At 42.8% G+C, this 25,360-nt stretch carries 28 protein-coding genes; 6 read left to right on the top strand and 22 right to left on the bottom strand.

From position 1 onward, the window contains the following. Positions 1-5: 5 nt before the first annotated feature. The 5 genes from BROSI_RS04070 to BROSI_RS04050 form a co-directional block, all read right to left on the bottom strand. Positions 6-1,187, bottom strand: coding sequence for a methionine adenosyltransferase (locus tag BROSI_RS04070; protein WP_052562456.1), 1,182 nt, complete (start codon positions 1,185-1,187; stop codon positions 6-8). 183 nt (positions 1,188-1,370) lie between these two features. Next, entirely contained in the window at positions 1,371-1,835 is a 465-nt protein-coding gene (locus BROSI_RS04065) for a universal stress protein (RefSeq protein WP_052562455.1), read from the bottom strand. 37 nt (positions 1,836-1,872) lie between these two features. Beyond that, entirely contained in the window at positions 1,873-2,388 is a 516-nt protein-coding gene (locus BROSI_RS04060) for a BCAM0308 family protein (RefSeq protein ID WP_052562454.1), read from the bottom strand. Positions 2,389-2,439: 51 nt separating this feature from the next. Continuing rightward, a complete protein-coding gene (locus tag BROSI_RS04055) occupies positions 2,440-4,026 on the bottom strand; it encodes a glycoside hydrolase family 57 protein (protein WP_052562453.1) in 1,587 nt (528 codons plus the stop codon). Positions 4,027-4,029: 3 nt separating this feature from the next. Beyond that, on the bottom strand, positions 4,030-4,854 hold the full coding sequence (locus tag BROSI_RS04050) for a DUF4912 domain-containing protein (RefSeq protein WP_052562452.1): 825 nt from the start codon (positions 4,852-4,854) through the stop codon (positions 4,030-4,032). A gap of 384 nt (positions 4,855-5,238) precedes the next feature. On the opposite strand from BROSI_RS04050, the gene lysS reads away from it, so the two are divergent. Both lysS and BROSI_RS04040 read left to right on the top strand, forming a co-directional pair. After that, entirely contained in the window at positions 5,239-6,669 is a 1,431-nt protein-coding gene (gene lysS, locus BROSI_RS04045; protein ID WP_052562451.1) for a lysine--tRNA ligase, read from the top strand. Between the two features lie 52 nt (positions 6,670-6,721). Further along, on the top strand, positions 6,722-7,600 hold the full coding sequence (locus BROSI_RS04040; protein ID WP_052562450.1) for a polysaccharide deacetylase family protein: 879 nt from the start codon (positions 6,722-6,724) through the stop codon (positions 7,598-7,600). A gap of 28 nt (positions 7,601-7,628) precedes the next feature. Here BROSI_RS04040 and BROSI_RS19675 read toward each other — a convergent pair whose 3' ends face one another. Both BROSI_RS19675 and BROSI_RS04035 read right to left on the bottom strand, forming a co-directional pair. Beyond that, positions 7,629-7,826 (bottom strand): DUF5618 family protein, encoded by a 198-nt coding sequence (locus tag BROSI_RS19675; protein WP_261338889.1) that lies wholly within the window; start codon positions 7,824-7,826, stop codon positions 7,629-7,631. Between the two features lie 103 nt (positions 7,827-7,929). After that, the gene (locus BROSI_RS04035) at positions 7,930-8,190 is read right to left on the bottom strand and encodes a hypothetical protein (RefSeq protein WP_052562449.1); all 261 of its coding nucleotides are present in this window, start codon (positions 8,188-8,190) and stop codon (positions 7,930-7,932) included. 41 nt (positions 8,191-8,231) lie between these two features. Here BROSI_RS04035 and BROSI_RS19665 point away from each other — a divergent pair, with 41 nt between their 5' ends. Continuing rightward, a complete protein-coding gene (locus tag BROSI_RS19665; RefSeq protein WP_157842367.1) occupies positions 8,232-8,378 on the top strand; it encodes a hypothetical protein in 147 nt (48 codons plus the stop codon). A 298-nt stretch (positions 8,379-8,676) separates the two neighbouring features. On the opposite strand, the gene BROSI_RS04030 is transcribed toward BROSI_RS19665, so the two are convergent. The 11 genes from BROSI_RS04030 to BROSI_RS03980 all read right to left on the bottom strand — a co-directional run bounded on the left by BROSI_RS04030 (position 8,677) and on the right by BROSI_RS03980 (position 19,166). Beyond that, a complete protein-coding gene (locus BROSI_RS04030) occupies positions 8,677-8,994 on the bottom strand; it encodes a hypothetical protein (RefSeq protein ID WP_052562448.1) in 318 nt (105 codons plus the stop codon). 377 nt (positions 8,995-9,371) lie between these two features. After that, positions 9,372-10,715 carry a 2-hydroxyacyl-CoA dehydratase subunit D gene (locus BROSI_RS04025; protein ID WP_052562447.1) on the bottom strand — a complete coding sequence of 448 codons (1,344 nt, stop codon included), beginning with the start codon at positions 10,713-10,715 and terminating at the stop codon, positions 9,372-9,374. 7 nt (positions 10,716-10,722) lie between these two features. Beyond that, positions 10,723-12,636: an acyl-CoA dehydratase activase gene (locus BROSI_RS18885; protein ID WP_082059017.1), complete on the bottom strand. Its 1,914-nt coding sequence runs from the start codon at positions 12,634-12,636 to the stop codon at positions 10,723-10,725. A 27-nt stretch (positions 12,637-12,663) separates the two neighbouring features. Then, complete coding sequence (locus BROSI_RS04015; protein WP_052562446.1) at positions 12,664-13,053, bottom strand: hypothetical protein; 390 nt, start codon at positions 13,051-13,053, stop codon at positions 12,664-12,666. A gap of 408 nt (positions 13,054-13,461) precedes the next feature. After that, a complete protein-coding gene (locus BROSI_RS04010) occupies positions 13,462-14,034 on the bottom strand; it encodes a CvpA family protein (RefSeq protein ID WP_052562445.1) in 573 nt (190 codons plus the stop codon). After that, positions 14,031-15,158, bottom strand: coding sequence for an AsmA-like C-terminal region-containing protein (locus BROSI_RS04005; RefSeq protein ID WP_052562444.1), 1,128 nt, complete (start codon positions 15,156-15,158; stop codon positions 14,031-14,033). Before BROSI_RS04005 ends, BROSI_RS04010 begins: the two co-directional genes overlap by 4 nt. Further along, complete coding sequence (locus BROSI_RS04000; RefSeq protein ID WP_052562443.1) at positions 15,139-16,443, bottom strand: BPG-independent phosphoglycerate mutase family protein; 1,305 nt, start codon at positions 16,441-16,443, stop codon at positions 15,139-15,141. Before BROSI_RS04000 ends, BROSI_RS04005 begins: the two co-directional genes overlap by 20 nt. A 21-nt stretch (positions 16,444-16,464) precedes the next feature. Further along, complete coding sequence (locus BROSI_RS03995; RefSeq protein ID WP_052562442.1) at positions 16,465-17,022, bottom strand: Fe-S-containing hydro-lyase; 558 nt, start codon at positions 17,020-17,022, stop codon at positions 16,465-16,467. 30 nt (positions 17,023-17,052) lie between these two features. Next, positions 17,053-17,253, bottom strand: coding sequence for a four helix bundle protein (locus tag BROSI_RS03990; protein ID WP_082059016.1), 201 nt, complete (start codon positions 17,251-17,253; stop codon positions 17,053-17,055). A 64-nt stretch (positions 17,254-17,317) separates the two neighbouring features. After that, on the bottom strand, positions 17,318-18,175 hold the full coding sequence (locus BROSI_RS03985) for a fumarate hydratase (RefSeq protein WP_052562441.1): 858 nt from the start codon (positions 18,173-18,175) through the stop codon (positions 17,318-17,320). Then, complete coding sequence (locus BROSI_RS03980) at positions 18,153-19,166, bottom strand: GNAT family N-acetyltransferase (RefSeq protein WP_052562440.1); 1,014 nt, start codon at positions 19,164-19,166, stop codon at positions 18,153-18,155. Before BROSI_RS03980 ends, BROSI_RS03985 begins: the two co-directional genes overlap by 23 nt. A gap of 369 nt (positions 19,167-19,535) precedes the next feature. Between BROSI_RS03980 and BROSI_RS03975 the strand changes: the two genes are divergently transcribed. Further along, complete coding sequence (locus BROSI_RS03975; RefSeq protein ID WP_052562439.1) at positions 19,536-20,009, top strand: hypothetical protein; 474 nt, start codon at positions 19,536-19,538, stop codon at positions 20,007-20,009. On the opposite strand, the gene BROSI_RS03970 is transcribed toward BROSI_RS03975, so the two are convergent. Beyond that, a complete protein-coding gene (locus BROSI_RS03970; protein ID WP_230400639.1) occupies positions 20,006-21,010 on the bottom strand; it encodes a cation diffusion facilitator family transporter in 1,005 nt (334 codons plus the stop codon). The genes BROSI_RS03975 and BROSI_RS03970 overlap by 4 nt on opposite strands. A gap of 189 nt (positions 21,011-21,199) precedes the next feature. Here BROSI_RS03970 and BROSI_RS03965 point away from each other — a divergent pair, with 189 nt between their 5' ends. Both BROSI_RS03965 and BROSI_RS03960 read left to right on the top strand, forming a co-directional pair. Beyond that, positions 21,200-21,730 (top strand): Slp family lipoprotein, encoded by a 531-nt coding sequence (locus BROSI_RS03965; protein ID WP_052562438.1) that lies wholly within the window; start codon positions 21,200-21,202, stop codon positions 21,728-21,730. A gap of 113 nt (positions 21,731-21,843) precedes the next feature. After that, positions 21,844-22,416 (top strand): Slp family lipoprotein, encoded by a 573-nt coding sequence (locus BROSI_RS03960; protein ID WP_052562437.1) that lies wholly within the window; start codon positions 21,844-21,846, stop codon positions 22,414-22,416. Between the two features lie 28 nt (positions 22,417-22,444). On the opposite strand, the gene rsmB is transcribed toward BROSI_RS03960, so the two are convergent. From rsmB to fmt, 3 genes are all read right to left on the bottom strand, one after another. Next, positions 22,445-23,842 (bottom strand): 16S rRNA (cytosine(967)-C(5))-methyltransferase RsmB, encoded by a 1,398-nt coding sequence (gene rsmB, locus BROSI_RS03955; RefSeq protein ID WP_052562436.1) that lies wholly within the window; start codon positions 23,840-23,842, stop codon positions 22,445-22,447. Next, on the bottom strand, positions 23,823-24,266 hold the full coding sequence (locus BROSI_RS03950) for a DUF116 domain-containing protein (protein ID WP_052562435.1): 444 nt from the start codon (positions 24,264-24,266) through the stop codon (positions 23,823-23,825). Before BROSI_RS03950 ends, rsmB begins: the two co-directional genes overlap by 20 nt. Positions 24,267-24,358: 92 nt before the next feature. Next, entirely contained in the window at positions 24,359-25,315 is a 957-nt protein-coding gene (gene fmt / locus BROSI_RS03945; protein ID WP_052562434.1) for a methionyl-tRNA formyltransferase, read from the bottom strand. Positions 25,316-25,360: the final 45 nt, after the last annotated feature.

The following is a 25,360-nucleotide window of genomic DNA, read 5'->3' as shown; positions in this document are numbered from 1 at the left end:
TCTCACTAAAACAGTGAATAGCGTCTTTCCAGAATCCCCTTCCACAATTGCGGTATTTGATCGAGATGTTTTTTTATGATACCCCTGCATTTTTCTTCCACTATCTTTTGGGCAAGACTGGAGTGGATTTTTATATGGACAATTTGAGGTTCCGTAATGGGCATTCCTATCTGGCTTACCAGATAACATTCCGCTCCGGCAATATCAGGGTCCTTAGCCACCTCTGCAGATATTTCACCAGCAATCAGATTATATAATTTACCTGTGTGGGTAATAGGATTTTTCCCCGCTGTGGCCTCAAGTGTCATTGGCCTGTACGGTGTAATCAACCCATTTGCCCTGTTTCCTCTGCCCACCTGACCATCATCCCCACACTCCGCACTGGTTCCTGTCACCGTTAAATAGACAATATTTTTTTCATAATTGTCTGCGGCGTTGATTGCGACAGTAACCTCATGGGACGTCAACTTTTTCACAAAGGCCCGGATATATTCGAGCAGATCCTTTTTGATATTAAAATACTCATCTTTTGAAGAAATAAATCTTGAAACAAAGGCCATGGCGATCGTAAGGTTTATCCGATCGTTTACTCGTATACCCATAATTTTTATGTCCTCGCCAATCATGGAATAATCCTGTTTCACTTCCGCAGAATTGAGAAATTGTTCTGTGTGATAAACAAGCGACTCTGTTTCTGTTAAAGGTGAAAAACCAACACCAATCGAGGTATCGTTTGCCAGGGGAATTGAACTGTCAAATGTCGCCCGCAGGTCCACACTGCCGGTTCGAATCTTTGTTTCCACAATGACATTTTTTTCAGGCTCCAGGAACCGTAACCGTTCTTTTAACCACCTGTGGGTAGTTTCCCTGGCAATCTCTTCCAAAGGCACCTTTTCATCTCCCACGACTTCTACAGCCCGGCCCACGACAATTATCTGTATGGGAGTTATCATCTCACCTCCGCCGAAACAAACCGCAGAACGTCCACCCACGAGAAGGCATTTATCAATATTATGATGGAGTACCCTGCCAAACCTTTTTAAATAGTACCGGGAAAAGGCAATGCTCAGTTCTTCAGCTACACGATCGCACAGAGTATCGGGATGTCCTAAGCCTTTGCGTTCAACAATCTCAATGGCTGATTGTTGAACGGCGACGCCTTTCGTTTTTTCAACAATTATTTCCATGTCAGTCAATATGCGGGATAAAAAAAATCAACAATACAGAGGCAAGCCATTACGAAATGTTCTGAAACAATGAACAGGGAAGCAATAGGAGGCAAATACTAGCAAGATCCTGAGAATGATGCCTATCTGTGCTGACACAGCATGTAGATACAAATTCATTATCCACAAAAATGAAACTGTATATTATGGCTGTACAAATTCGCGTTCAGGATATTTGACGCACAAGACCGGGCAGGGAGCGGTTCTCACGACCTTTTCTGCCGTACTCCCCAGAAGCGCATGAGAAAGCCCCGTCCGACCATGTGTAGCGATGGTAATCAGGTCAATATCGTATTTTTTGGCGGCCTTGATGATTTCCTGAAAAGGTGTTCCCCGTATAATAATATTTTCAACTTTTATCTTCTCCAGGAATCGCTTGGGCACCAAGCGATAAATATTCTTTTTTGCCTCCCGTTCCATATCATCGTACAGTTTGGATACCGGAAAGGTCAATCCCCCGGTGCCAACAGGTACATTTAGTTTAGGAATTACATGCAGGATGTAGAGTTTTGCCCCCCGTTCTGAGGCAATATCCAGGGCATACTTTAAGGCATGTTTCGAACACGCAGAAAAATCTGTGGGAAACAGAATTTTTTCGATTTTAATCATAACGCAGACTCCTCAGTAAATTTTAAAGGTAGGGGTTTTAACGCCTCCACTCCACCCGCATAAATTTTGTATTCTCGTGTTTTTTGTATTCTACCTCGCCATCATAAGCCTTAAACAGAATGGACCCGATGCGATATGCCAGCCTGCCTTCTGTGGTAAGTATCTCAACCTCGTTGCCTTTTTCGTTGATCTTCATAATCCGCTTTAAAGGATTATATTTCTTCGAGCGTTCATCTTCATTATGGATGAGATTCATTATTTCCTGTTTGTGCTGTTGCAGGAAATCGCCCTTGAGTGTAACAATTCCACCCGGCACATTTTCTTTTGTCTTTTTACATGCAGGACAGATTACCCAGTTGATATCTTTCGCCGCTTTTTTTTCCTTATAAAGCTTGGGATCAAGAAACCATTTCTTTTTCTGATAAACGGCAGTACAATCCTTACAGATAGCAACCTCAGGCAGTCCCGATCCCTTCGGGGGTAAATACGGATCGTTCTCTGCATAAACCTTATCTCTGGTATGTGGTTTCCCAACCTCCTTTGGCACTTTCATTCTATTCATTGCTCCTTTTATAAAAAAACAGAAAATAAACTATTCTATGCCCTATTGATAGATATGATAATCGATGTCCGGAAAGATATTATCCTTGCCTTCGATGTCAGAGAGCCATACAGCGTCGATATTGCCGGATCGAATATCATCATAGAGTTTCGTAAAACGAAAGAGGTGTTCTTTTGTCCTCTTTACGGCATATTCAACCATGGTGCCGGTTTTCATAATAAATGCCCAATCACTGCTCTGTGCCAACAAGAGTTCCCGTGCAGCCTGGTTGAGTGCACGACCCTGTAACGAATCTTTATCGGTGTGTGGATATGTCTTCGCTAATTCAACCATACGCTCCGCTGCTTTATGGAGGTGCCGGTAAATCCAATCATTACTACCGTTCAGCCAGTATTCATGGTAACCCTTGTACCCCCAGCTCGAAAGAGAGGGCGTGGAAACCTGATTAACGGGATATATTTCAAGATATTCCATCGGAGTAATCAGCGAGATCGTCTTTTGGTCGAAGGCAATCTTTCGAAACAGGAAATTAATCCAGTGAGGTCCCTCAAACCACCAGTGACCAAAGAGCTCTGCATCATAAGGTGCGACAACGATGGGTTTCCGGTCCATTACCGAGGCCAGGTACTCTACCTGTTTCTCCCGGTTAAACATAAAATTTCCGGCGTGTTCAGCAGCCTTGCCCAATGCCTTTTCAGGTGAGTAGGGTTCCTTATGATCGGTCTTACCGGTAATCCGGTAATATTTTATGCCGATATTGGAGCGCTTACCATCCCCATGAAGATACGGTCTTACATAGTCATAATCAAGATCAAAGCCCACATCCCGGTAAAACTCACGGTAGAAAAAATCGCCCGGATACCCTTCTTTAGCACTCCAAACCTGTTTCGAAGATTCCATATCCCTGCCAAAGGCAGCCACGCCGGATGGACAGTAGACGGGGGCATAAATACCATATTTCGGCCTTGGAGAAGCAAACAGGATTCCATGGGTTTCGGTAATAAAAAAGCGAATACCTGCCTCCCTGAGTATCTGGTCTGCTCCGGGCTCATAGGCACACTCGGGCAGCCATATTCCACGCGGCCTCCTGCCAAAATGTTTCTCATAATGACTTGCCGCCACATGGATTTGGGCACGCATGGCATTCACATTGTTATTCATAAGGGGCAAATAACCATGGGTAGCCCCGCAGGTAATTATCTCCAGCTTGCCCGCATCCTGAAATTTTTTGAAGGCATTTACAATGTTCCGATGATACTTCTCGGCAAAAACGTATCGTGCATCGGTAAAATGCCAGTAATACATCTGCGCAAGCCGGTGAAATTCTGGCTGATGCTTTGTCCTTTCGATCTCCTTAGCTGAGAGTTCGATTCGTTTTTCAACATAACGAATATAACGGGATTGCAAAAGCGTATCGGTAAGCATCGAGATCAGTGGCGGGGTCAAAGACATCGTTATGCGGAAGTCGATACCATCGTCGATCAGCTTGTCAAAGACATCAATAAGGGGGATGTAGGTTTCAGTGATGGCCTCAAAGAGCCAGTCTTCTTCAAGAAATTCGGCGTATTCCGGATGACGGACAAACGGCAGATGTGCGTGGAGAATTAATGCTAGGTAGCCTTTTCCCATACGTTATTTTTTTGAAACTGTTAAACCGCTTAAAGACTCAGGTGAAGACACACCCTCTTTCAGTATTTCCTGCCATCCCTTGTGTGCCCTTTCAAATACAGATTCGCTGATACCAATGCCCATAGGGGCATATATCTTTTCATAAAGCTCCTCAATGCCCATCCACTTTTCGTCAACTACCTCGGACACGCTCGTACGGGGAGTTCTCACCGTATTCGATCTGGAGAGGGTATAAAAGATCCCATGAGAGGTGAGGAATCCAATATCCACGCAAAACGACCTGTTCGGTTCACCCACATGGATGTACCAATTTCGCGTACCACCGGTTACTTCAATATCAAAGTACTTATGGGCATTGTTACCGTCAAAGATAACATCCGTTACGTCATAAACCCGCAATACAATTTTCGCGCCATGCGCCATGCCGCCAAGCGTATTCAAAACGCTGTCCATTACCTCTTTTTGAATTTCCCAATAGGTAAACAACCACTCCGGATCCCGCACCATCAATACAATTCGAGTATCCCCGTAATTATCGGGAAGTTCCGGAATTCTTGGGGCGTATGCAATCTCTTCTCTTTCAATCCTTGGTTGGGGTTCTTCCGGTTTGACTAGCGGCGCTTCCAGAGCAACCGGCCATGTATCTTCGCCGGTAACCCCCCATTCCTGTTTCCCTGCCTGTTCTTTTGATGAGATATCCGCCATACCAAAAAACCTGTCCCAGATCAGGCCTGTGAGATTTTTTACCTTCTTCCAAAGTATCTCGCATAATGCCTTGATAATCTCTAGGATGAGCAGGAAGATTTCTTTGATAACATCTTTATCCATAATTCTTTAAATCCTGAAAGACACTCAGAATTTTCTCATTATTTAAGCAATTGTGAAATACGGACTTAACAAAAACTCAATATAAAACATAATGGAGAATTATACATTAAATAGCAGCAAACGGTCAATAAAATTCATAGTCATGGAATTGAAAAGACCGAAGATGTAAAATATCGGCTTTTTATCATCAACCAGAGGACTTCCGTAGTAATCACGAAAAACCCTTTTGTAAAATTCTGTTACCGGTTTTGGTAAAGAATTGCGGGACAAAATCGATAGCCATTTCCCTTGACTGTCTTTGTATTACTGATAAAATGAGTGAAATTTTGTGGCATTTATTTTACATTATTGCTGTATGTAAGTCTTTCTGGGATACAAAACATTATGGAAAATTTCGAACAAGAACGCCTTGATAAACTCCAAAAACTGCGTGAGAAGAGAATCGATCCCTACGGGAAACGATACGATAATACACAACCCATAAAATCAATTTTGGATAGCTTTGTTGCAGACCAGGACGATGGAAAGGTTAAGGCCGCCGGACGTATCTCGACCATGCGCCCGCATGGGAAGACGGCATTTTTGGATATAAGAGACTGGACGGGGAAGATACAGGTTTATCTAAAACTCGATAAGATTGGCCCGGAGAAATTTGAGATATTGAAATTGCTCGACCTTGGCGATATTATGGGCGTGGAAGGAGCCCTCTTTAAGACCAGAACCGGTGAAATCACGATTTATGCGGATGATTTTACTATCCTGACAAAATCCCTGTTAACACCGCCCGAGAAGTGGCACGGACTCAAAGGCGTGGAGTTAAGACACCGGCAGCGTTATGTCGACTTGTTTACCAATCCCGAGGTAATGGAAACCTTTTTGAAACGTATTAAGATCCTGAAGTACGTCAGAAGATTCCTGGACGACCGCGGGTTCGTAGAGGTAGAAACCCCCATGATGCAGTCCATTCCCGGTGGCGCCGTGGCAAGACCTTTCATTACACATCATAATGCCCTCGATATCGATCTCTATCTGAGGATTGCACCGGAACTTTATCTGAAAAGGCTGCTTGTGGGTGGAATGGAACGAGTCTATGAGATCAACCGCAATTTCAGAAACGAGGGCATCTCCACGAAACATAACCCTGAATTTACTATGATGGAGTTGTATCAGGCTTACAGCGACTATAATGGTATGATGGAGCTTACAGAGGGTCTTATAACATCACTGGTAAAAGAACTGTACGGTGGATATGAGATACCTTTGGGGGAACGGAAGATTGATATGACTCCGCCATGGCGTCGCGCCACATTTTCCGAATTGTTAAAAGAATACAGCGGTGTGAGTTTTGAGGACGAGGCTGGTCTGGCAAGAAAATCAAAGGAATTGGGGCTCGAGACCCAGGGTGTTGACAGAGACAACATGGCAAACAACATCTTCGAACAGGTGGTAGAGCAGGCATTGAACAATCCCACCTTTGTGTTAGACTATCCTACCTCAATTTGTCCATTAACAAAGGCATGTGAATATGACCCTCGTTTCGCCCAACGGTTCGAGCTGTACATCGCATCTATGGAAATTGCCAACTCTTATTCTGAGCTGAACGACGCCCCGGAGCAGGATAAGAGATTCCGGGAGCAACTAGGCACCGAAGCCGATATTACCGGGAAGATCGATGAAGATTTTTTGACTGCCTTAAAATATGGTATGCCGCCTGCCGGTGGGCTTGGGATCGGTATAGACAGGCTTATCATGGTTTTAACAAACAATGTTTCCATCAGGGAAGTCATCCTTTTCCCGCTTCTGAAACCAAAATAATTTTACCAATTGATTCACCGCAAAGACGCAAAGGACACAAAGAAAAATTTACATGACAAAGATTGATGAACTTTTATACGTTGCAATCTCTCTGGATATCGACCCGGATGCTAATAGCGCTGTTGAAGGACGGCATGATGCACTTTCTTCTCCAACAGAGCATGGCAAGATAACTATCGGGGCATGCAAAAGGGGATTGCAAAAGATACTGGAATTATTGGATATATATGATATAGATGCCACGTTATTTTATGAGGCAAGAACGGCCCAGATGCTTGTTGCAGATGGAATGAATTTGCCAAAGTTGTCTGAAAGGCATGAGGTATCCTGTCATTCGTTGAAACACGAGGACTTTTTAGGAAAGGTATCCGGCATGCCTATGGAAGAAGAATCCATTGAGGAAGCCATAACGAAGGCAAAGGATATCCTGGAAAACATTTTTGAGAGAGATATCAAAGGGTTTCGCGCTCCTTATACTCGAATCAATCGGACTGTGGTAAAAGTCTTAGAATGGCAAGGATTTCTGTATGATTCCTCTGAGACGGTAACAATGGGTACTGAATGGACAGGAGATCCGTTTCCCCTGGAAATCTTTGATTCGAATCTTTTAGAACTGGCATTGCCTTCTTTTCATGATACGAAGGGCAAGAGGATGTCTTCTTATTTATGGGCCATTTTTGAAGGCCGAAGGGTTTCCAGCGACTATATTGATGCGGTTTTGAGTGCAAGAGATGTGGCCAAAGGCGGGCTTTTCATATTTTCGATCCACCCCTGGCACCTGTATGCAGATTGCCAGGGAAACCCGTTTACCATGGAACAAATAAAAAAGAATTTGGAGAATTTGGAATCTATACTTTCCCAATTGAAGCAGATGCAAGGGATTCAATTAACCAGACAAGACAAGTATTTAAAAAACTGGTTAGTTAAGTAAGTTGTGATAGGCAAAGTAACTCCGAAAATTATTTAATTTTCTCAATAAAAGCCTTTGCTGCTTTCAAAGCTTCTTTGACTATACCCACAGAATGCAGCATTCCCCTATAATAACCAGCGATATGGAGTTCGTCATTGAGGTCTTCAAACTCTTTTAACAGTTTACCGTTATAAACCCCCAGATATTTTTGCAACACCTTCCTATAAGCGTTAACAGATCGGGCAATTCCTTCTTATTGAGCCCCTTATTCAGTAAATACTCATCGATCGCCTTCAGTATTGCAAGATAGGCGGTACCGCAAGCCTCCTGAACATATTTAACGACAAAACTCAACGGCGGGCAATAGCCCGTTTGCTGGAGTGCTTTGTTAGGCGCTGAGTTGTTCGTGTTAAATTAAGTAATGACCTTAACGCATCATTTACAGCAGCTGAATCAACAAACGCCTTGGCTACATCCGGCTCAAGCATGACAACGTTAGCTCCTTCATCTAAAATGCGTTTGTAATACTTGCCACGAACTGCCTTTGAATAGTCAAAATTATATTCTGGGCGTAATTCATTACTAATTTTTTTGCTTTTTCCCTGTCCCATTCAAATTGCATATACTAAATTTTATCTAGGTAGCGTGTCTAATGACGGAATTGAGCGGCAACCACAGACGGGGCGTAGAGAGCGGACGTTTGGGTTTGCCCCATAGAGGCGACAAGATAGACAACTCACAGGGTCGGATGCTCAAATTTGTCAATTATAAAGATTTTAACACCTTTGTCCTTTTCTGACACCTTTATCCCTTTTCCTTTAATCATCAGTAATAACTTTATTCATGCAAAACCCTGTTGTCAATACAAATTAGAACACACAGATTAAAGACCCCTACACCGTGACGCACTGATCATAAATTCGTCGACCGATTATATTGTTACTAACGTCCAGCACTCACCTGCCGCTATGAAGCACAGAGGTATAGCGGTCAAGTGTAGCGAATTTTTATGTGTCATTATAGTAATATTTTGCATTTGTTTATCTTAAAGCTCTTTATTTATATAATAAACTTCTGATAGAAATATAATGCAATGTTTATAAAATATTCTCTCTCAATAAGTACCCAACAACTGATCCTTTTTCTATTAAAAAGTCTAATATTATTAAAACCTCTTGTTTTAATTTTTTCGTTTTCTTTATTTTTTCACGATTTTCATAAATGTATTTTCTAGCAAGATTTTCTAAGTAGTAAACAGTGTTAGTTTCTAGTTTTGCATTCAGCAAATTTTTATTATTCTTTAATATATCTGAGATCCAAGATACTCCATCATTCAAATAAGAACTTCCGATATCATTTAATAGTTTTGAAATAGCATATAGAGCAGAAGGGCAGTGGCCTATTTTTTCTGACATTTTTTTTAAAAATCTTTTATTTTCGTCCTTAAATGTATGCCATTCAGATGCTGTTTCCTTCCATAGATTTTGAGCAAAAAGATAACTTTTTACAATTTTATCAACGTACCAATATTTATCTCCGTCTTTACAAAGATAAATACCCGGATTGTTGTTCGTTTCTCAACGAGTATAGTGTTGCTGTTATGCAGGGAATGAGTGGCTAAAAAGGCGGGTTTTTTGTTTTCTTGATCAATCTTGGCACTTGTATGGAGATTATCAGGGAAACAAATTTCGCAAGAATCAGATGAGAGCCGATTTAAAAGTAAATGAAGAACGATTTAAAGATCGTTTAGTGTCTTAATGGCTTTGTGGCATGAAAATTCCTGTGCATTAAATCAGGCTACACCGGCTTCGGTCATTTCACGCTGCGAAATATTCGTGGTGGCTTTCCTTCCGCGCAGCATCTCCAAAAAGCCCTCAATCCTTGTGGAAAACTGTCCCGGCATGTAGTTGTGGTCGTCGACGCAATCTCCGTCGAGGCTGAGGAGTGGATAACCTATCTTGTTCAATTCTCTTTTCAGCGTGGGTACCGCGGCGTTATTTCTTCTGCAACCCCACGATGAGAATACAACCACGCCATCCACCTGATATTCCCGGGCAAGTTTCTTGGTTACCTCAATACGACGCTCTAACGGACCATTATAATGGCTGGTAATAAGTTTCCTGGCGAGACTTTCGTAAGGTTTCTGCGGGTCCAGTTTATCCCAATAAACGTAGTTTGTTTCCTCAAAGACGATCTTGACCCCCTGTTCCTGTTCTAACTTTGTTAAAAAATCAATTTTAAAATACGGTTTCAATTCGAGCCAGAGAATTCTGATCTGATCTCTCGGAGATTTTCTGTTTACATTTCTTTTCTTCTCTTCGATTTTTTCACGTAATTCTGCAGCCAGGCTGGAGAAAAACTCTACTGATAACTGGGAACCAATTAACAAATATCCGGGAAACATAAATCCCAGGGCGTTGCTGCCCTGAAGGGGACAATCGGGATCTTTTCTCAATTCATTGATTTCGATCATCTTTTCCCGCGTCTGATTCGAGTATTCAATCGCCTTTTCAAATGCTGCTTGATCCATCTTCCTGCCCGTCGCTTCCTCCAGCCGCTGGGTAAAATCCTCAAGCTGTTTCGTGAGGTATTTGACGGAATAATCATCCGCTTCGTACGGTACATCGATAACGATGGTCTCTTTTCCTGTCACAGACTCACATATCTTCATCGTCTTGGTGTTGTTATCGCAGAGCGTCGTGGTGGCTACCTGAAGGATGTTTTTAGGAAACAGGTTTCTGAATGTGTGTCCGATTGCCGACCGGTGAAAGGAACAGATATCGGTGGGAACTCCATACGATTCGGCTTCCATGAGCCCCCGCGAACTTTGCCCCAGACCCGCAAAGAGTGCAGCGCCAATTTCCAGGCAAAAAGGATAGAGTCCCATAGGAAACAGAATTTCTGAGGGAACAAACATTGTTGTCCAAACAGTCCGTTTGGGGTGGGCAAATGCGTTGTATAAATGCTTTACACCCACGCGGGTCTGAACATGCAGTGAAACCAATTCCTTCTTTTTGTTTCCACGACAGAAAAAATAATATATCTTCAAAAAACGCAAAAGTTCCCTGAATAAAATCGGGGAAATACGACGAAGAAATGGCTCTGTCCATTCCTTAAATTTACGAATTGATGCCATGTTTCACTTATTCTTTCCTGGAGGTGCTGGTTAATTGTTCAAGAAATGCTTCAACTCGGGTTTTGATTTGCCCTTCGCTGCTAAGGGTATAATCGCAATTGAGATGAAGAAGCGGGATATTTTTTTCATGGAATGTCTTTTTAATCATGGGATAATCCAGGAGATTATGATCACAGAATTTTAGGGTGTGATAAATCGCCCCATGAATCGATTTCTCCTGCATAATGGTCAATACTTTATTTATCCTCTCAAAGATATTGACCATACGGGAGCAGGGAGACCGCTTGATATATCTTTTGGCGATTGATAGTATGGGGTCGTCGCTGATATGAATTTGGGCATCAAAGTATCGGCTTCCGTTGCACAAATCCTCCGCAACAACCTTGGCTCCTGCATCTTCTATAATCTTCATAATCTTCTCATTTTCCATAATACTTCCCCAGACGAAAAGCCTGGGTATGTCCCTCGTATCACATATACCTTCCCTTTGTTTCATAATGTTGGTTAAATAGGTTTGGAATTTTTCCGGAACTACATTGACACCCTTCTTTAACAGGGAAAATATCTCATAACCGGATTGCCCGATATACCCGCTCCAGTACTTTTGCAAAAATAACCTGACCTTCTCCCTGACCGCATTGTACAGGGTAATACTCTGGTTGATATCGTCGTGGTGAATTTTGAGAGTGAAAAAGGTTTCCAGTTTTTCTTTGAAGTTTTTGAGCAGGTTTGCGTAATAAAAAACTGCCGCATCGTCGGTATTTTTGGGAATATCCAGAATATAGTTAAACGACTTTTTCCCTTCGTCCAATTTTACCCACGCATCATAAAGCCGGCGCATCCCGTCACATGAGTTAACAAACACCATCCCTTTAAAATCTTCCAGGTTGCCATTGATTTTTTGATCAACAACGGCCTTAATATAAGGGCAGATATTGCCACAAAGCATTTCATTTGCAGCGCTCGATTCCTGTTCAGAACCCTTGATCCTGACCGGATGAAATCCGGCGGCGCGAATAAGTTCCACCGGGGTATACGAACAAAAATAACCGATTTTCGGCAAGGTACTGTCTTCGACCGAAAATTCCGCAATGGACGCGCCAGTGGATGAATTTCCAGAAACGGACACCGAAGGTTGAATCTTTGACAGTGCCTTTTCTAAGGCAATCAGTGCGGCCCCAAGCGCACCGTTGATTTGTGGTTCTTCCGAAATCCTGATCTTGCAACCAAGATTCTTCTCTAACTCCGTTACAACGCCGATATTCTTTGCCACGCCGCCTGTCATAACAATCTCTTCTTCCAACCCGATCCTCTTCACCTGGGCTGTGATTCGTTTGGCGATGGAGATATGTAATCCCCTGCAGATATCTGCCGTTCTGTGGTCTGCACCAATAAGGGATACCACCTCAGATTCCGCAAAAACCGTGCAAAGGCTACTCACGGAAACGTTATCCTTTCCATTCAGTGAAATCGGCCCCATTTCTTCCAGATCTATCTCCAGGGTTCTGGCCATAACCTCCAGGAATCGGCCTGTCCCGGCTGCACACTTATCATTCATTACAAAGTCAAGAACGTTTCCATTCGCATCGATTTTAATGACCTTGCTGTCTTGCCCGCCAATATCAATGATAGTCCTGGCCTTCGGGAAAAAAAAGTTTGCTCCTTTGGCGTGGCAGGTAATTTCTGTTACAACTTCATTAGCGAACGGTACTTTTATACGTCCGTATCCGGTAGCAATAATATAATCAATGTCTTTTTCCGACAATTGGTTTTCTGTAAGTATCTGACGAAAAGTTTTATCCGCTGCCTTTTTGCTGCTGGCGCCGGTAGGTATAATTATTGAGGAAAGGATTTCCTTTTTATCATTTATCAGAATTCCATTGGTGGACATAGAACCAATATCGATTCCTATCGTATACATTCTGAGAAATCTCCTTTTTAACAATGGTTATTCAGGTTCAGGTTTGGGTGGCAGTGTGCTCATCCAGATATTGAATACGAACAAGCCGGCAGAAACCACTTGTATACCAGCAAAAATTTCTGCGAGTGGATGTATCGGACGGAAAGACACCAATCCTACAAGACCGATATTCGCAAGATAGAACTGAAGATTTCCTAATTTGGGATAGGCAAGTGGTGTTCCTGAAAATCTGGGTAAGATATGATATCCAACCCCGTAAATCATCATAGACATCCATCCGAGAAGGTTCAAGTGGACGTGGGAAAAGAGCAATTGGGCCGGATAGCTCTTCATAGAAATCATAATTGTGCCAAGTATGGCCGCAATGAAAAAGTAAATCAGGCTTGCACGCACAAAATTTTTAGAAAGAGGACTCATATACCGGAAAACTCCCTGGCGAATGTAATAAGGATAACAAATGAATCGTTATAAAAACATCGAAAAAATTAGAATATATGAAAAATATGGATTGTCAAACAAAAAATTGTAGTGGTAAAATGAAAATTAAAAAACGCACATTGCAAAATTAAATGTTCATTTTTAATGATTCTTAGTGTCACGTCTGCAAGAACAGAAACCTTTCTCTGTGAAGGTTCTGATATCGCCGGTATACTCACACGATTTTATTTACAGAGCACCTCTTCTTTTATCCGATGAAGCGGCAATAAGTTATCTTGAGGATTTACGAAGGAATAAAACGACCGTTTCTCATGAACACGATCTTGAGGAAGTATTGAAGGAAATAGATAACTTGTGACAGATTGTCTGTTAATAGGAGTTTGAGATTTATTCGGAATTTGTTTCCTTGAAATCTTCATCTTCATTTGGCTTTGCTTCTTTCGATACATTCTTTTTCTTGATACTGTTTGCATACCCCTTGATTTTGTTTGAGACATTTTCCGGAATACTGGAAACGATAGCCTGCATGCCTTTCCCAATCTGAGTTGCAATCTTTGAGGTATGAACCGTATCACAGGCCGGTTTACTGCAAAACAATAAGACACCAAAGATTATTACACCGCAAAACACAAGCCCTTTCAGGATACCGAACAATCCTCCTAACAACCTGAGCCCAATCCCTATCCCCCATTTCCCCGTGATCCTTTTTACAAGGTCGGTAACAATATAGGTGACCATGAATGCAACGCCAAAGATAATAAAGTAGCCCAGTAAGTTGGCCGTGGATGGGGTAAAAATGCCCCCCAGGAAGTTACTCAGGACATCATGAAAAAGCAGCGCCGTAAAGAAAGAGATCAACAGGCATCCAATCCTGAGAAATTGAAGTGCCGGACCACTGGCAAGCCCAAAAACCGTTGCAAAAAACAAGATGGCAAAGATTGAGTAGTCAATCCAATTCATTTTTCATTCGTCTCTTTTTTCTGTTTCTCTTTCGGGTTGCGTAAAAAATCATTGACCAACCCTTTGAAAACATTTTCCAGACTTTCTTTATCCAGTTTTACAGCAACCCTGGGATCTTTGGCAGTGCCCCGAATTTCTATTGGTAACTCATTTTGTTTTAGAACTAGCTCAGCGATTTTTTCGGCATCCTTACCCAGATGTTCTTTATTAAATCTAACCACAGCGTCGTAAGAGATCGAACCTTCAAATTCGGCTATGCCAGATGCATTTATGCTCATGAGCGGACCCTGCATATCCATTTTTTTGGTATAAACCTTACCGTCTTTTATATGGATTACCGACTCAATTGAGTCAAACGAATATAAATCTTTTTCTCCCAAAATTTCCAGTATGGCGGATAATAACTTGTTGCCCCGGATGTAACCATCCTTTACATCGAGATTAATATTGGCAACAAGCTTCTCGTTAAAGGCCTCCTTCCCGAAACCCTTACCCTGCAGAAAACCTGTGGCGTTCAAAATGCCGCCTATTTCACCTTGCTTGACTGTGAATATTGGAAGGAGACCGAGGGCGGGGATGTCCTGGGTAATGTGAACATCCTTTGCCTCAAACACGAGATCAAAGGCCGGTTCTTTTTGCTGAAGGTCAACGACCCCTTTCATGGTAGCAGGGCCTTCATTTATACATAATCGTGCCTGAGCGGAGATCACACCATCTATGAATGAAAATTTATCGGTAATAAGGTTTTTTATCAACAGCCGATTTTCATAGTTGATCTGCTGTACGGAAAGTTTTTTAACGATAATTTTTTTCAATAATAAGGGGAGCAACTGAAAAGTGCTTTGAATATTCTCAAAATGTATTGGAGAATCTTTGTTTTGTTCCGGCTTTTGCACCGTAAGATAAGCAATCGTAATACTGTTGGGCCGATGAAAAGAAACAGGACCAACCTGATCGATATATTTGAACCTGTCTTCTAGTATCCGAGTAACTTTTTCCTGTATAAAATCTTCGGAAATAAATACCCGGGTGATGAGGATAACAGCGAAAACAATGCAGAATACGATTCCACAGGATAATACAGTCTTCCTCGCCCAACTCCTCTTATTTCTTTGTATTTGCATATTTAATAAGTAACGGCAGAAGCTGTGTGCCGTGGATTTTCCCAATCTTTCCGGCGAGACAGGTCTTTTCAGAAAAGGAACGTGTGGTATCCGGTTTGATATTTCCACCGCAGATAAGCAAAGGTACCGGATCATCAGAATGAGATTTTAGCCGGCAGGGTGTCGAATGGTCTGCCGTAATCGCAACAATGGTTTTGTCGAGGTCTATGCTGTTTATTAATGGTGTAAGATAGTATTGGTCAATTGCTTCAATCACGGCCTTTTTCCTGATTGCATCGCCATCATGACCAGGCACATCGGGCCCTTTGATGTGGATATAAAGCCCGTCATAATTTTTCATATGTTTGATAGTCATATTGGCGCGCAGGGTGTAATCCTTTTCCAGGTCTTTTGTCGGAGGTGGAATAGGGACGATTTTCATGCCGGTCAGTAAAGCAATGCCCTCTTCTGTTGGCATTTCCACAAAACAGCCGAAATGTGTCTTAAATTTGCTTTTTATACTGGGCAGTTTCGGAAGGTGGTCGCCGGCATCCCTTAACAGAACAAGGTTTGCGGGAAGGTGTCCTTTTTTAATGCGATTTTTGTTAACCTCGGATTGATCCAGCACCTCACAACTCTTTAAGGTAAATTCATTCACCAGAAGTGCAGAACGATAGGCCGCTTCAGTATCCGGACAATCTCTCGTGGGCATGCAGTACTCCACGATGTTCTCAAAGGTCCCCGTTTCCTTTGCAACGCCCAAAAGACCGTGTTTTATATAAGCCGGGTCGGTGTTGGTGACATATCCGGAAAGTTTATCATTATTATCCCGGATAACCAATACACCCCTGTATTCGAGGGTATTTTTAAAGGTAAATGTGGCTGGGACAGATTCCAATTTTACCTTCTTTTTAATTTCTTTACAGAGTTGAGTGGCCTCTTCCGTAGAAAGATTCCTGCCGACGCGACGGTCTTTTATTGATCTCCCAGTTCCCCTTGTTGCAAAGTTTGCCCGAAAGGCAAGGTCGCCGTCATTGATCTTTATTCCCGCTGCAAGCGCCTCCAAAGGACCGCGACCGGTATAATATTTCATGGCATCATATCCCAGGATACTGATCACCGCAATATCGGATTCCGGCGCAATGTCTTTTCCTACCGTGTACATTAATCCGGACTGTCCCTCCCTTGCCAGCATGTCCATTGCCGGAGTAGATGCCGCCTCAAGAGGCGTGCGATTGCCAAGTTCTTTACAAGGATATTTTCCATCCCCCAGACCGTCCAGCACAATATACAAAATTTTTTTCATGTCTCATATCTCCTTGTATATTCAATTTCTCTTATATTTTTCCATTCCTTCTCGAAACAAATCATTTCCATAGATATCATTGGCAACTACCACAGGAAAATTTTCTACCTCGAATCTCATGATGGCTTCTGCCCCTAAATCTGTGTAAGCAATAACCTCTGCCTTTTTAACCCTCTTTGCCAATAAGGCAGCGGCGCCACCCGTAGCAGCAAAGTAGACCGCTTTATATTGCTTCATAGCCTCAATAACAGCGTCAGAACGATTACCCTTGCCAATAGTAGCCTTTAAACCTTTTTCCAGCAACCTGGGCGTATAAACATCCATACGATAGCTGCTGGTAGGACCACAAGATCCAACCGGTCTGCCGGGTTGCGCAGGGCTCGGACCTACATAATAAATAATTTGATTTCGAACATCAAAGGGTAATTCCTTATCCTGGTCGATAAGTTCCACAAGCCGTTTGTGGGCTGCATCCCTGGCCGTATAAATAAGTCCGCTTAGCAAGACCCTGTCGCCAATCCTGAGGCGCACAATACTCTCGTTCGTGAGGGGCGTTTTTATATGGATTATATTTGACATAAAATTGGATGGCTACATGGTTAAATGGCTTTATGGTTCTTTTTTAAAATATCTACCAAATCCCTCAGCGATATTTGCCGAAATAGAATCAACTGCCTTTACAAACTGTTTGCCAACAGTATCTTTAGCAAAATAATCCCATTTTGTAACAATTTCCCAAACAAAATTGCTCAGATTAAATGCCGTCTTGTATGGCTGTACATCATTTAATCGTAAAAATATCTTTTCCATAATAAATCATTCAACCATTTAACCATCTAACAAATATGTTTTACGAGAATTAAACTAACAAGGCTTAAGCACCTAACACAACCGTTTTAACCCGGTGCGCATGGCATTCAATATTGACGGCCACAGGGAGACTGGCAATGTGGCATGGATAGCGTTCTACATGGACGGCAAGGGCTGTAATCCAACCACCCAACCCTTGAGCGCCAATGCCTGAATCGTTTATCCGTTCCAGCATTTCCTGTTCTAGGGCAGCGGTGTCGGGATCGCTCGGTCTTGTTCCTAAAGGTCTCAAAAGGGACTTCTTGGCAAGCATGGCTGCGTAATCGAATGTGCCTCCGATACCCACGCCCACGATAATGGGGGGACAAGGATTAGCCCTCGCTATCTTTACGGTTTCTACCACAAAATTAATCACTCCTGTCCTGCCATCGGCCGGTGTTAACATAGCAATCCGGCTCATGTTTTCACAGCCACCGCCCTTTGCCATGAAGGTAATCTTTAAGCGATCTCCGGGGACAAGTTCCGTATGAATAATGGCCGGCGTGTTATTCCCGGTGTTGACCCGGCTGAAGGGGTCTGCAACCATGGATTTTCTCAAAAAACCCTTTTCATATCCCTGGCGAACACCTTCGTGGATGGCCTGGTAAAGATGCCCTCCCGCAATCTCCACATGCTCTCCCGCCTCAACAAAGACAACGGCAACCCCCGTGTCCTGACATATAGGCATCTGGCATTCACGGGCTATTTTTGCATTTTCTAATAATTCTGCAAATACCTCTTTTGCGACGGGGGACCCCTCGGCCTCATATGAGTCTCTCAACGCATCAAGGACATCCACATTCAAATTGAAATTGGCATCCCTGCAAAGATGAGATACCTTTTCAATTATTTCAGAGGCGCTAATCCTGGTACGTGTAACCATAGCGTATTGCCTTTATGTTTTCATCGAGAAACTGTGAAGGAAATTCAGCGGCAAAATTTACCGTTTCAATATTAATACCAATCTTGCTCAACAATCTGCCCAGGGCAATCATATTGACAAAAATGGGACTGTTAAACTGCTCTACAGCAAGTTTCTCAAAAGGGACACGGTCACTCACAGGGCAGCGGAGTTCACATTTTTTGCATTCCCCTTCGCAGGCAGACGCCTCGATAAGCACATGTTTGGCACATACCGCAGGATCCGGCGTTTTTGAAAGTTGAAGTCCGATGTCGGCCTCCTCAAAAAAAGGAACGTCGACCGGTTCATCAGAATATACAATCTCAGCCCGAATGTTACCACCGCGTACGGCGGCATCATAGACAAGATTCAGGGCAACCTCTTTCCCTAATTTGGCCAGGATGTTGGCAAGGGCATGAGCCATGAGTTTAATGCCCTGCCCAGCCTCCCCGGCCAGCACAATCTTTTTTGCTTTAAATTCCTCCGGGATTGGGGTAATCTTCCGCACCATGAGAATGATGCTCGTTCCAAAAAATCTGCGATCAATGAAGGATACCTCTTTAAATCCGTGCTTTTGAAAAAGGTGATATGTTGCCTTTTCGGAAGGATAGGTAAACAGCTTTGCTTCATGACAGCCCTTTTCCACGAAGCGCCTTATCATTTCCCCCAGGAGTTTATCCCCGTATCCCTTTTTCCTGGATCCCGGCGCCAAACCCATCCAGTGTAAATTCCCCACACCCTCCGACACCCAGGCGAACACAAAACCCACTACCTCGCCATCTTCCTTACCAACAAGATAGACGCATTCTTTGTTGTTGAGGCGCTCCTTGACCTCTTCCACAGGATAAATGTCCTTGAAGTGCAGACGTTCCACCTCAGGGCTCCTTGCGTGTAATTCATCTATAACGAGACGAAAAAGGTCAACGGCCGCCTCCACATCTGATTCCTTGAGGTTTTCGATGGTAAACGCCATGGGGAAAACTAGTAAAATCAGTTGTTGAAAAATTTCTTACCTGCAGGAGTCGGGCCAGTACGGATGAACCGCACGCAGGGGGACTCAACACACAGGCAGGTTGGTTAAACAGAAGTTAAAATTCACACCAGTGATCAATCGGACGTCTTTGCTGATATCAGATAGCTGATGAATTTATCCTGTGCTCATGGATGTTCCTTAAGATTTATTTAAGTTATACAAACAGGGGTAAAATTGCAAGGTAAATTTACCTTGGGCTTCTTATGAAAAATATTTTTACATGCATGCAATACCCTGAAAATTACAAAGACCATTGACATGTATCAGCAAATATGGTAATCCTCTGAAAAAAACACACCGGATATTGATTTGGCAGTAGCAGGAGAACTCTCAACAGAGTCCATATGGTTTGGTGAAGAAATGACCCGTTTATTATTGATTTTTATCAGAGGAGGTAATACCGTGAAATTGCTCAATCAGAGGGCCCAGTATTTTTCTTTACTTTGGCTTGGTATCATTTTGCTGAGTTCTTGTGCACAAACGCCTCGCTATGAGGAAGAGGTGAGAATTATTGTAAGCCCTCATAAGCTGAGTGTTCATTCAGGTTCTGAGGATAAAGTATTTGTTAAATTATTGGATAGGCAGGAAGGTCCGCTCTTTGGTATAAAAGTCACAGCAACAAGCACTTCTCCAACGGTTGCGACGGTTACTCCGGAGGCATTGACTGACCCGGTTGGCAAGGCAATATTTATCGTACACGGTATTTCACCGGGCGTCACAAATATCATCTTTTCTGCCGCAGGACAAAAGGCCTCAATGGAAGTCGTTTTTATAGGGCATTAACTATGATTATGGTTGTCGTGCGAGTGGTTGATTTTGCACTCACATCCAAACTGAATTACCGCATGGCCAATCTTAAATTTTTCACCAAGGATGCGGTTAATTTCTTTGGAAAGCCTGGTGGTTTCGCTGATCATCATATCTTTCGTATCAATATGGCCACTCATGGAATACATACCAGAGGTAATGGTCCAGACATGGATGTCGTGGGCGTCGTCAACACCGGGAATCTGTCTGAGGCTGGCAATAACTTCTTCAATATTGATCCCCTTCGGCGTTGCTTCCAAGAGAATGTCAACGGATTCCATTATCAGTTTATAAGACCAGATCAGGATGAGTACGCAGATCATGACGCTAATGATGGGGTCGACAATAAACCAGTTGGTATAATAAATGATAATGGCCCCGATGATGACGCCGAAGGAAGAAAAAGTGTCACCCAGCATATGCAGAAATGCTGCCCTGACATTCAGGCTGTGCTCATGTCCGTCCCCACCCCCTTTTAGGATGTAGACACAGCCTATATTGGCGATTAAACCCATCATGGCCACGATAAACATCTTGCCGCTTGATATGGTCTCCGGATGCGTAAAGCGTTGGTAAGCCTCATAAAATATCCACAAGGTGATCACAAAAAGGGTTATACCATTAAACAAGGCTGCTAATATTTCTAAACGGTAAAAGCCATAGGTCTTTTTTTCAGTAGGAGGTTTTGCTGCGAAGAATAACGCAAACAGGCTTACCAACAGTGCAAAGAGGTGAGTAAGCATGTGACCTGCGTCACTAATCAAGGCAAGGCTATTAGTAATAAATCCCCCGATAACTTCTACGATAAAGATGCTGCCGGTAATCACACTCGCCAGAATGAGTTTCTTTCGTTCGTGAGCCCTATACTCATGTTTGTGGCCATGTTCATCTTCGATATGATAATAATCTATACTATGAATGTGTTCGATGATATGTCTCCCATCAATGAAATAATCATTTGAAATTCTAAATGACAAATTATAAATCTATAAATGACTTAAAACAAACTTTTTTTCCCGGATTCAAATTTCTTGTACCTGAAGGGAGTACCATATCGTTTTTGCTTAACAATCTTGTTGATGACATTATTACCAACCGTTAATATAATAAGAGTAATAACACGATAATTCAAAAGCGCGAATGTCTCTGAATGGAGGGTAATAAAAATGATAAAAAGAGGCGAATGCTTCAGTTTTTCTCATTCAATGCTGATTATCTTCTTGTTGTCGCTGTCTGGCTGTGCACCGGTTATATCGAAGCAAGCCAGGGACCAGGCCAGACCAGACATTGTTTTCAGAGAGGTACTGAGCGACCCTGAACAATACAAAGGCCGGATGATTATCTTAAGCGGTATCATTATCGAGACCAAAAATACCAAAGAAGGAACCTTATTAGAAGTATTGCAATGTCCTGCTGGTTACCGAGGGAAACCTAAAGATGCGGACGAAACAGGAGGAAGGTTTCTTGCGATTGACAATCGCTATCTCGATGTGGATGTATTTGCCAAAGGACGGTCCGTTACGATTGCGGGGGAGATTCAGGGAAGGAGGACGCTACCGTTGGGACAAATAGAGTACTCCTATCCCCTGATTTCTGTGAAAGAGATATACCTCTGGCCAGTTGAAAAAAATTATCCAAGCCGTGATTATTACTATCATGACTATTGGTGGTGGAGAAGCCGCTATCCGTATTACTAACCAAGACATCTTGCACAACCGGAGGAGTGGATAAGCATGGGTTCCTGCGGTTACTATGAAAAATATGCAGGTAATAATTTCCAGAGTACAAACAGTCATGAGAAAGTGAATACATGATGATAAGTAGTAAATACTTTACATTTCCTCAATCAATGATGTTTGTAGTATTATTTTCCATGGCTGGTTGCGCACCGGTTATATCGAAGCAAGTCAGGGATCAAGCAAGGCCAGATGTTACTTTTAAGGATGTACTCAGCGATCCTGAACGTTACAAAGGTCAAACGATGATTTTCAGTGGCATCATTATCGAAGCCAAAAACACTGCGGAGGGGACTCTATTGCAAGTATTACAGCGCCCTGCTGGTTTCCGTGGGCAGCCGAAAGAGGTTGACGAAACCGAAGGAAGATTTCTGGCGCTTGACAGCCGCTACCTGGATACATACGTATACGCGAAGGAGCGGGCTGTTACAATTGCAGGAGAAGTTCGGGGAAAGAAGATTTTGCCTCTGGACAAAACAGAGTACGCCTATCCACTGATTCATGTGAAAGAAATATACCTCTGGCCGGTAATTGAAAAAAGATACTACGATCCTTATCCCTACTATTACTATGATGACTATTGGTGGTGGCAAAGCCATCTTTTGCTCAGAAGGGAGCATCATCGGTCCAGGAAATGCCGGAAATAATCTAACGGGCTGTTGAGGCTTTAAACGGTTAGTAGCTATAAACCTGCCTTTTGCAAAGCCTTGCCATGTATCCTCCATCCCCTTTATCCATGTCGGGTAAATAGTGCTCCTCTGCGTCCAGGGAAAATTGGGGCTCACTACCCATAAATTTTTTTATTATACCCTGATTTTCTTCTGGTTCGATACTGCAGGTGCTATACACCAGATAGCCGTTAGATTTTAGCAAAGAGGCGCCCGTTTTTAGTATAGAGTATTGGAGGGCGGCAAGTTTATTTATATCGCTTTCTTTTAACCGCCACCGGGCTTCCACGCGACGTGAAAGTACTCCCGTATTGGAACACGGTGCATCTATGAGTATGCGATCAAATTTCATCCGGAAAGGGGCCTTTTCGTCAGATGCGTCGCCACAAACAATAGAGACGTTATGAATTCCCATCCGCAGACAATTTTCTTTGGTCAACTGTAAACGTTTTGCAGAAATATCTAACGCATATATCCACCCCGTGTTCCCCAAAAATTCTGCAATATGAGTCGTCTTCCCTCCAGGCGCTGCGCACATATCCAACACGGTGTTCGATTTTTCTATCTTGAGGAATTCCGCAACCTTCATAGCGGATATGTCTTGCACAAAGAACAATCCTTCTGCAAACCCCGGAATTTCAAAAACTGCAATATTTTCAACAACGACTGCGGTGTTGATAGTGCGTGCGCTGATACCATCTTTATCGAGCAAAGCAAGGAATTCCCGGGTGGATATTTTCCCCTGATTTACGCGAAGGAATACCCTTGGGGCAAGATTGTTGGCTTTGCACATCTCAACGGTTTTTTCCTTCCCATACCTGCTGATCCAACGTTTTATCAACCATTCAGGGTGACTATAATTAATTGCAAGGAAAGAGGTAAGATGTTTAGCCGGATCGGGAAAGATCGGATGGTGAAATGTACACCATATGTTTTTCCTTCTGTACAGGGCCTTTTGCAGGTCGGTAATCTCCGGTTCGCATGCAGATTTATTTTGAATACTTCTTTCGGCTGCCCGGAGAACTGCATTGGTAAATCTGACCGCGTCCGTCCGTCGGACCAATTTTTTTACGAGTGCTACAGACGTGTTTATCGCGGCGGAAAGGGGGATTCTGTCCAAATAGGCAATTTGATAGAGACCCACACGCAGGGCGTATAATACCCATGGTTCTATCTTATTTAAGGGTATATTCGAAAAAAAGGAGATGAGGGTGTCAAGGGGTAAACGATGGCGAATAACGCCGTTTACTAATTCTGTGAGAAGGTTTTTGTCCCGTTTCGATAAATCACTCTGTGCACATCTTTCAGAGATAAGTTCCTGGGCAAAAACCTCTTTTTCATCAACCTCTCTTAGTACCCGGATACCTGCATAACGAACGTCTGTCTTATGTGAGGAATTTTTCAATAGCTTCTTTTACCTCATCCAGATATACATCCGTATCCTTGCAATATCCGTGAGGTCTTAGATTAGGAACTGCAAATATTGCCTTAGACATAGCTGCCATCAAACCCGTCCGGAGTTCCTTTTCGCAGGCAATCGCTATTACCCCATGTATGTCTTCAGCCATTACCCTTTGAAGGGCGACGCGCCCCCCTGTGGCGAGGCTAATATTCACTCCATATTTCTCTGAAAATTCCAGTAAATCCTTGATTTTACATTTCCCACAACGTTTACATTCGTTCAGGTCGTTCCTGACATTTTGCTTGCACTGTGAATTCTGGATGCAATGGGGAAACAAGATCAACAAATTTTTCGGAGAACACTTTTTCTTGCGAAACTTCAACATAAGGTTATTGATAGAAACAACTTTTTTATCAATAAATTCCATGGTACCTGCCTTTGTGTAAATGATAGAGATTCGCTTTACCGCAGAAAACACCACGGTTGCGGTAAAGTATTACAGCAAATGAAAAATACGTATTACGATACAAGCATGTCTTCAACGGTTATCTTATGACCATGTAAGTATTCCTGTGCATTCATTGCACGCTTACCCTCCGGCTGTAATTGTGTGATACAAACAAACCCGTCTCCGGTAGCAACATGGATTCCACATTGAGCAATTTCATTTATCATGCCGGGGTTAAGGGATGTTTTCATGTTTGGCATATCGTGAATCTGTGTCTTCAGGATAATAATTCTTTTTTTTTCTTTGGTATCATTTTTGAGACAATACGTGTAAGCGCCGGGCGAGGGGGTTAGTCCACGTATCAGATTGTGAATTTTTTTTGTTTCATGGGACCATGGAATTAAGCCGTCTTCTTTCTTCAGTTTCGGCGCAAAGGTTACTTCTCTTTCGTCCTGTTTTGTGTAAGTTGCCTTTCCTGTTTCCACAAGGTTTAACGTCTCAACCAATAGGTCTGCGCCCATGGAAGCAAGTCTCTTTTCAATGTCTCCTGCATTTTCTTCTAAAAATAGTGGCGTTTTTTTCTGGGCAATAATGTCTCCTGCATCCATTTTTGCAGTCATAACCACAGCAGTAACACCGGTGACGGCTTCTCCCTGTATGATCGCCCAGTTAATGGGTGCGGCGCCGCGAAATTTAGGCAATAGAGAGGCGTGGATGTTAATGCATTGATAGCGTGGAAGATGGATAATCGAATTGGACAAGAATTGTCCGAAGGCAACAACAACGATACAATCGGGTGAAAGATTTTGAAGTTGTTTCACAACCGGTTCATCATTAACATTGAGAGGTTGCATGATTTTTAACCCCAATTTTTCCGCGGCTTCCTTCACCGGAGAAGGACACGGTATTTTGCTTCTCCCTTTTGGTCTGTCTGGTTGTGTAATAACAGTGATAATTTTCTGTGTTGCTGCCAATGAACATAAACTGGGAACTGCAAAACCAGGCGTTCCCATAAAGACCACATTCATTATTTAAAACACCATCCTGTGTTCCTTGTTTGACCTTTTTTACGT

The sequence above is a fragment of the Candidatus Brocadia sinica JPN1 genome (assembly GCF_000949635.1).
Lineage (GTDB): Bacteria > Planctomycetota > Brocadiia > Brocadiales > Brocadiaceae > Brocadia > Brocadia sinica.
This window is presented reverse-complemented; position numbering and strand designations above follow the sequence as displayed.

Bases quoted from the DNA above. Each gene is read 5' to 3' on its own strand.
- BROSI_RS03960 (WP_052562437.1), top strand. From the start codon at position 21,844: ATGATGATAAGTAGTAAATACTTTACATTTCCTCAATCAATGATGTTT.
- BROSI_RS04025 (WP_052562447.1), bottom strand. From the start codon at position 10,715: ATGGCATCAATTCGTAAATTTAAGGAATGGACAGAGCCATTTCTTCGT.
- BROSI_RS04010 (WP_052562445.1), bottom strand. From the start codon at position 14,034: ATGAATTGGATTGACTACTCAATCTTTGCCATCTTGTTTTTTGCAACG.
- BROSI_RS04005 (WP_052562444.1), bottom strand. From the start codon at position 15,158: ATGCAAATACAAAGAAATAAGAGGAGTTGGGCGAGGAAGACTGTATTA.
- BROSI_RS03990 (WP_082059016.1), bottom strand. From the start codon at position 17,253: ATGGAAAAGATATTTTTACGATTAAATGATGTACAGCCATACAAGACG.
- BROSI_RS04030 (WP_052562448.1), bottom strand. From the start codon at position 8,994: ATGTCAGAAAAAATAGGCCACTGCCCTTCTGCTCTATATGCTATTTCA.
- BROSI_RS04055 (WP_052562453.1), bottom strand. From the start codon at position 4,026: ATGGGAAAAGGCTACCTAGCATTAATTCTCCACGCACATCTGCCGTTT.
- BROSI_RS04000 (WP_052562443.1), bottom strand. From the start codon at position 16,443: ATGAAAAAAATTTTGTATATTGTGCTGGACGGTCTGGGGGATGGAAAA.
- BROSI_RS03965 (WP_052562438.1), top strand. From the start codon at position 21,200: ATGATAAAAAGAGGCGAATGCTTCAGTTTTTCTCATTCAATGCTGATT.
- BROSI_RS19665 (WP_157842367.1), top strand. From the start codon at position 8,232: ATGACGGAATTGAGCGGCAACCACAGACGGGGCGTAGAGAGCGGACGT.
- BROSI_RS04035 (WP_052562449.1), bottom strand. From the start codon at position 8,190: ATGGGACAGGGAAAAAGCAAAAAAATTAGTAATGAATTACGCCCAGAA.
- BROSI_RS03980 (WP_052562440.1), bottom strand. From the start codon at position 19,166: ATGGCGTTTACCATCGAAAACCTCAAGGAATCAGATGTGGAGGCGGCC.
- BROSI_RS04065 (WP_052562455.1), bottom strand. From the start codon at position 1,835: ATGATTAAAATCGAAAAAATTCTGTTTCCCACAGATTTTTCTGCGTGT.
- BROSI_RS03950 (WP_052562435.1), bottom strand. From the start codon at position 24,266: ATGGAATTTATTGATAAAAAAGTTGTTTCTATCAATAACCTTATGTTG.
- BROSI_RS04050 (WP_052562452.1), bottom strand. From the start codon at position 4,854: ATGGATAAAGATGTTATCAAAGAAATCTTCCTGCTCATCCTAGAGATT.
- BROSI_RS03985 (WP_052562441.1), bottom strand. From the start codon at position 18,175: ATGGTTACACGTACCAGGATTAGCGCCTCTGAAATAATTGAAAAGGTA.
- BROSI_RS04040 (WP_052562450.1), top strand. From the start codon at position 6,722: ATGACAAAGATTGATGAACTTTTATACGTTGCAATCTCTCTGGATATC.
- BROSI_RS04060 (WP_052562454.1), bottom strand. From the start codon at position 2,388: ATGAAAGTGCCAAAGGAGGTTGGGAAACCACATACCAGAGATAAGGTT.
- BROSI_RS03995 (WP_052562442.1), bottom strand. From the start codon at position 17,022: ATGTCAAATATAATCCATATAAAAACGCCCCTCACGAACGAGAGTATT.
- BROSI_RS04070 (WP_052562456.1), bottom strand. From the start codon at position 1,187: ATGGAAATAATTGTTGAAAAAACGAAAGGCGTCGCCGTTCAACAATCA.
- BROSI_RS04015 (WP_052562446.1), bottom strand. From the start codon at position 13,053: ATGAGTCCTCTTTCTAAAAATTTTGTGCGTGCAAGCCTGATTTACTTT.
- lysS (WP_052562451.1), top strand. From the start codon at position 5,239: ATGGAAAATTTCGAACAAGAACGCCTTGATAAACTCCAAAAACTGCGT.
- fmt (WP_052562434.1), bottom strand. From the start codon at position 25,315: ATGAATGTGGTCTTTATGGGAACGCCTGGTTTTGCAGTTCCCAGTTTA.
- BROSI_RS18885 (WP_082059017.1), bottom strand. From the start codon at position 12,636: ATGTATACGATAGGAATCGATATTGGTTCTATGTCCACCAATGGAATT.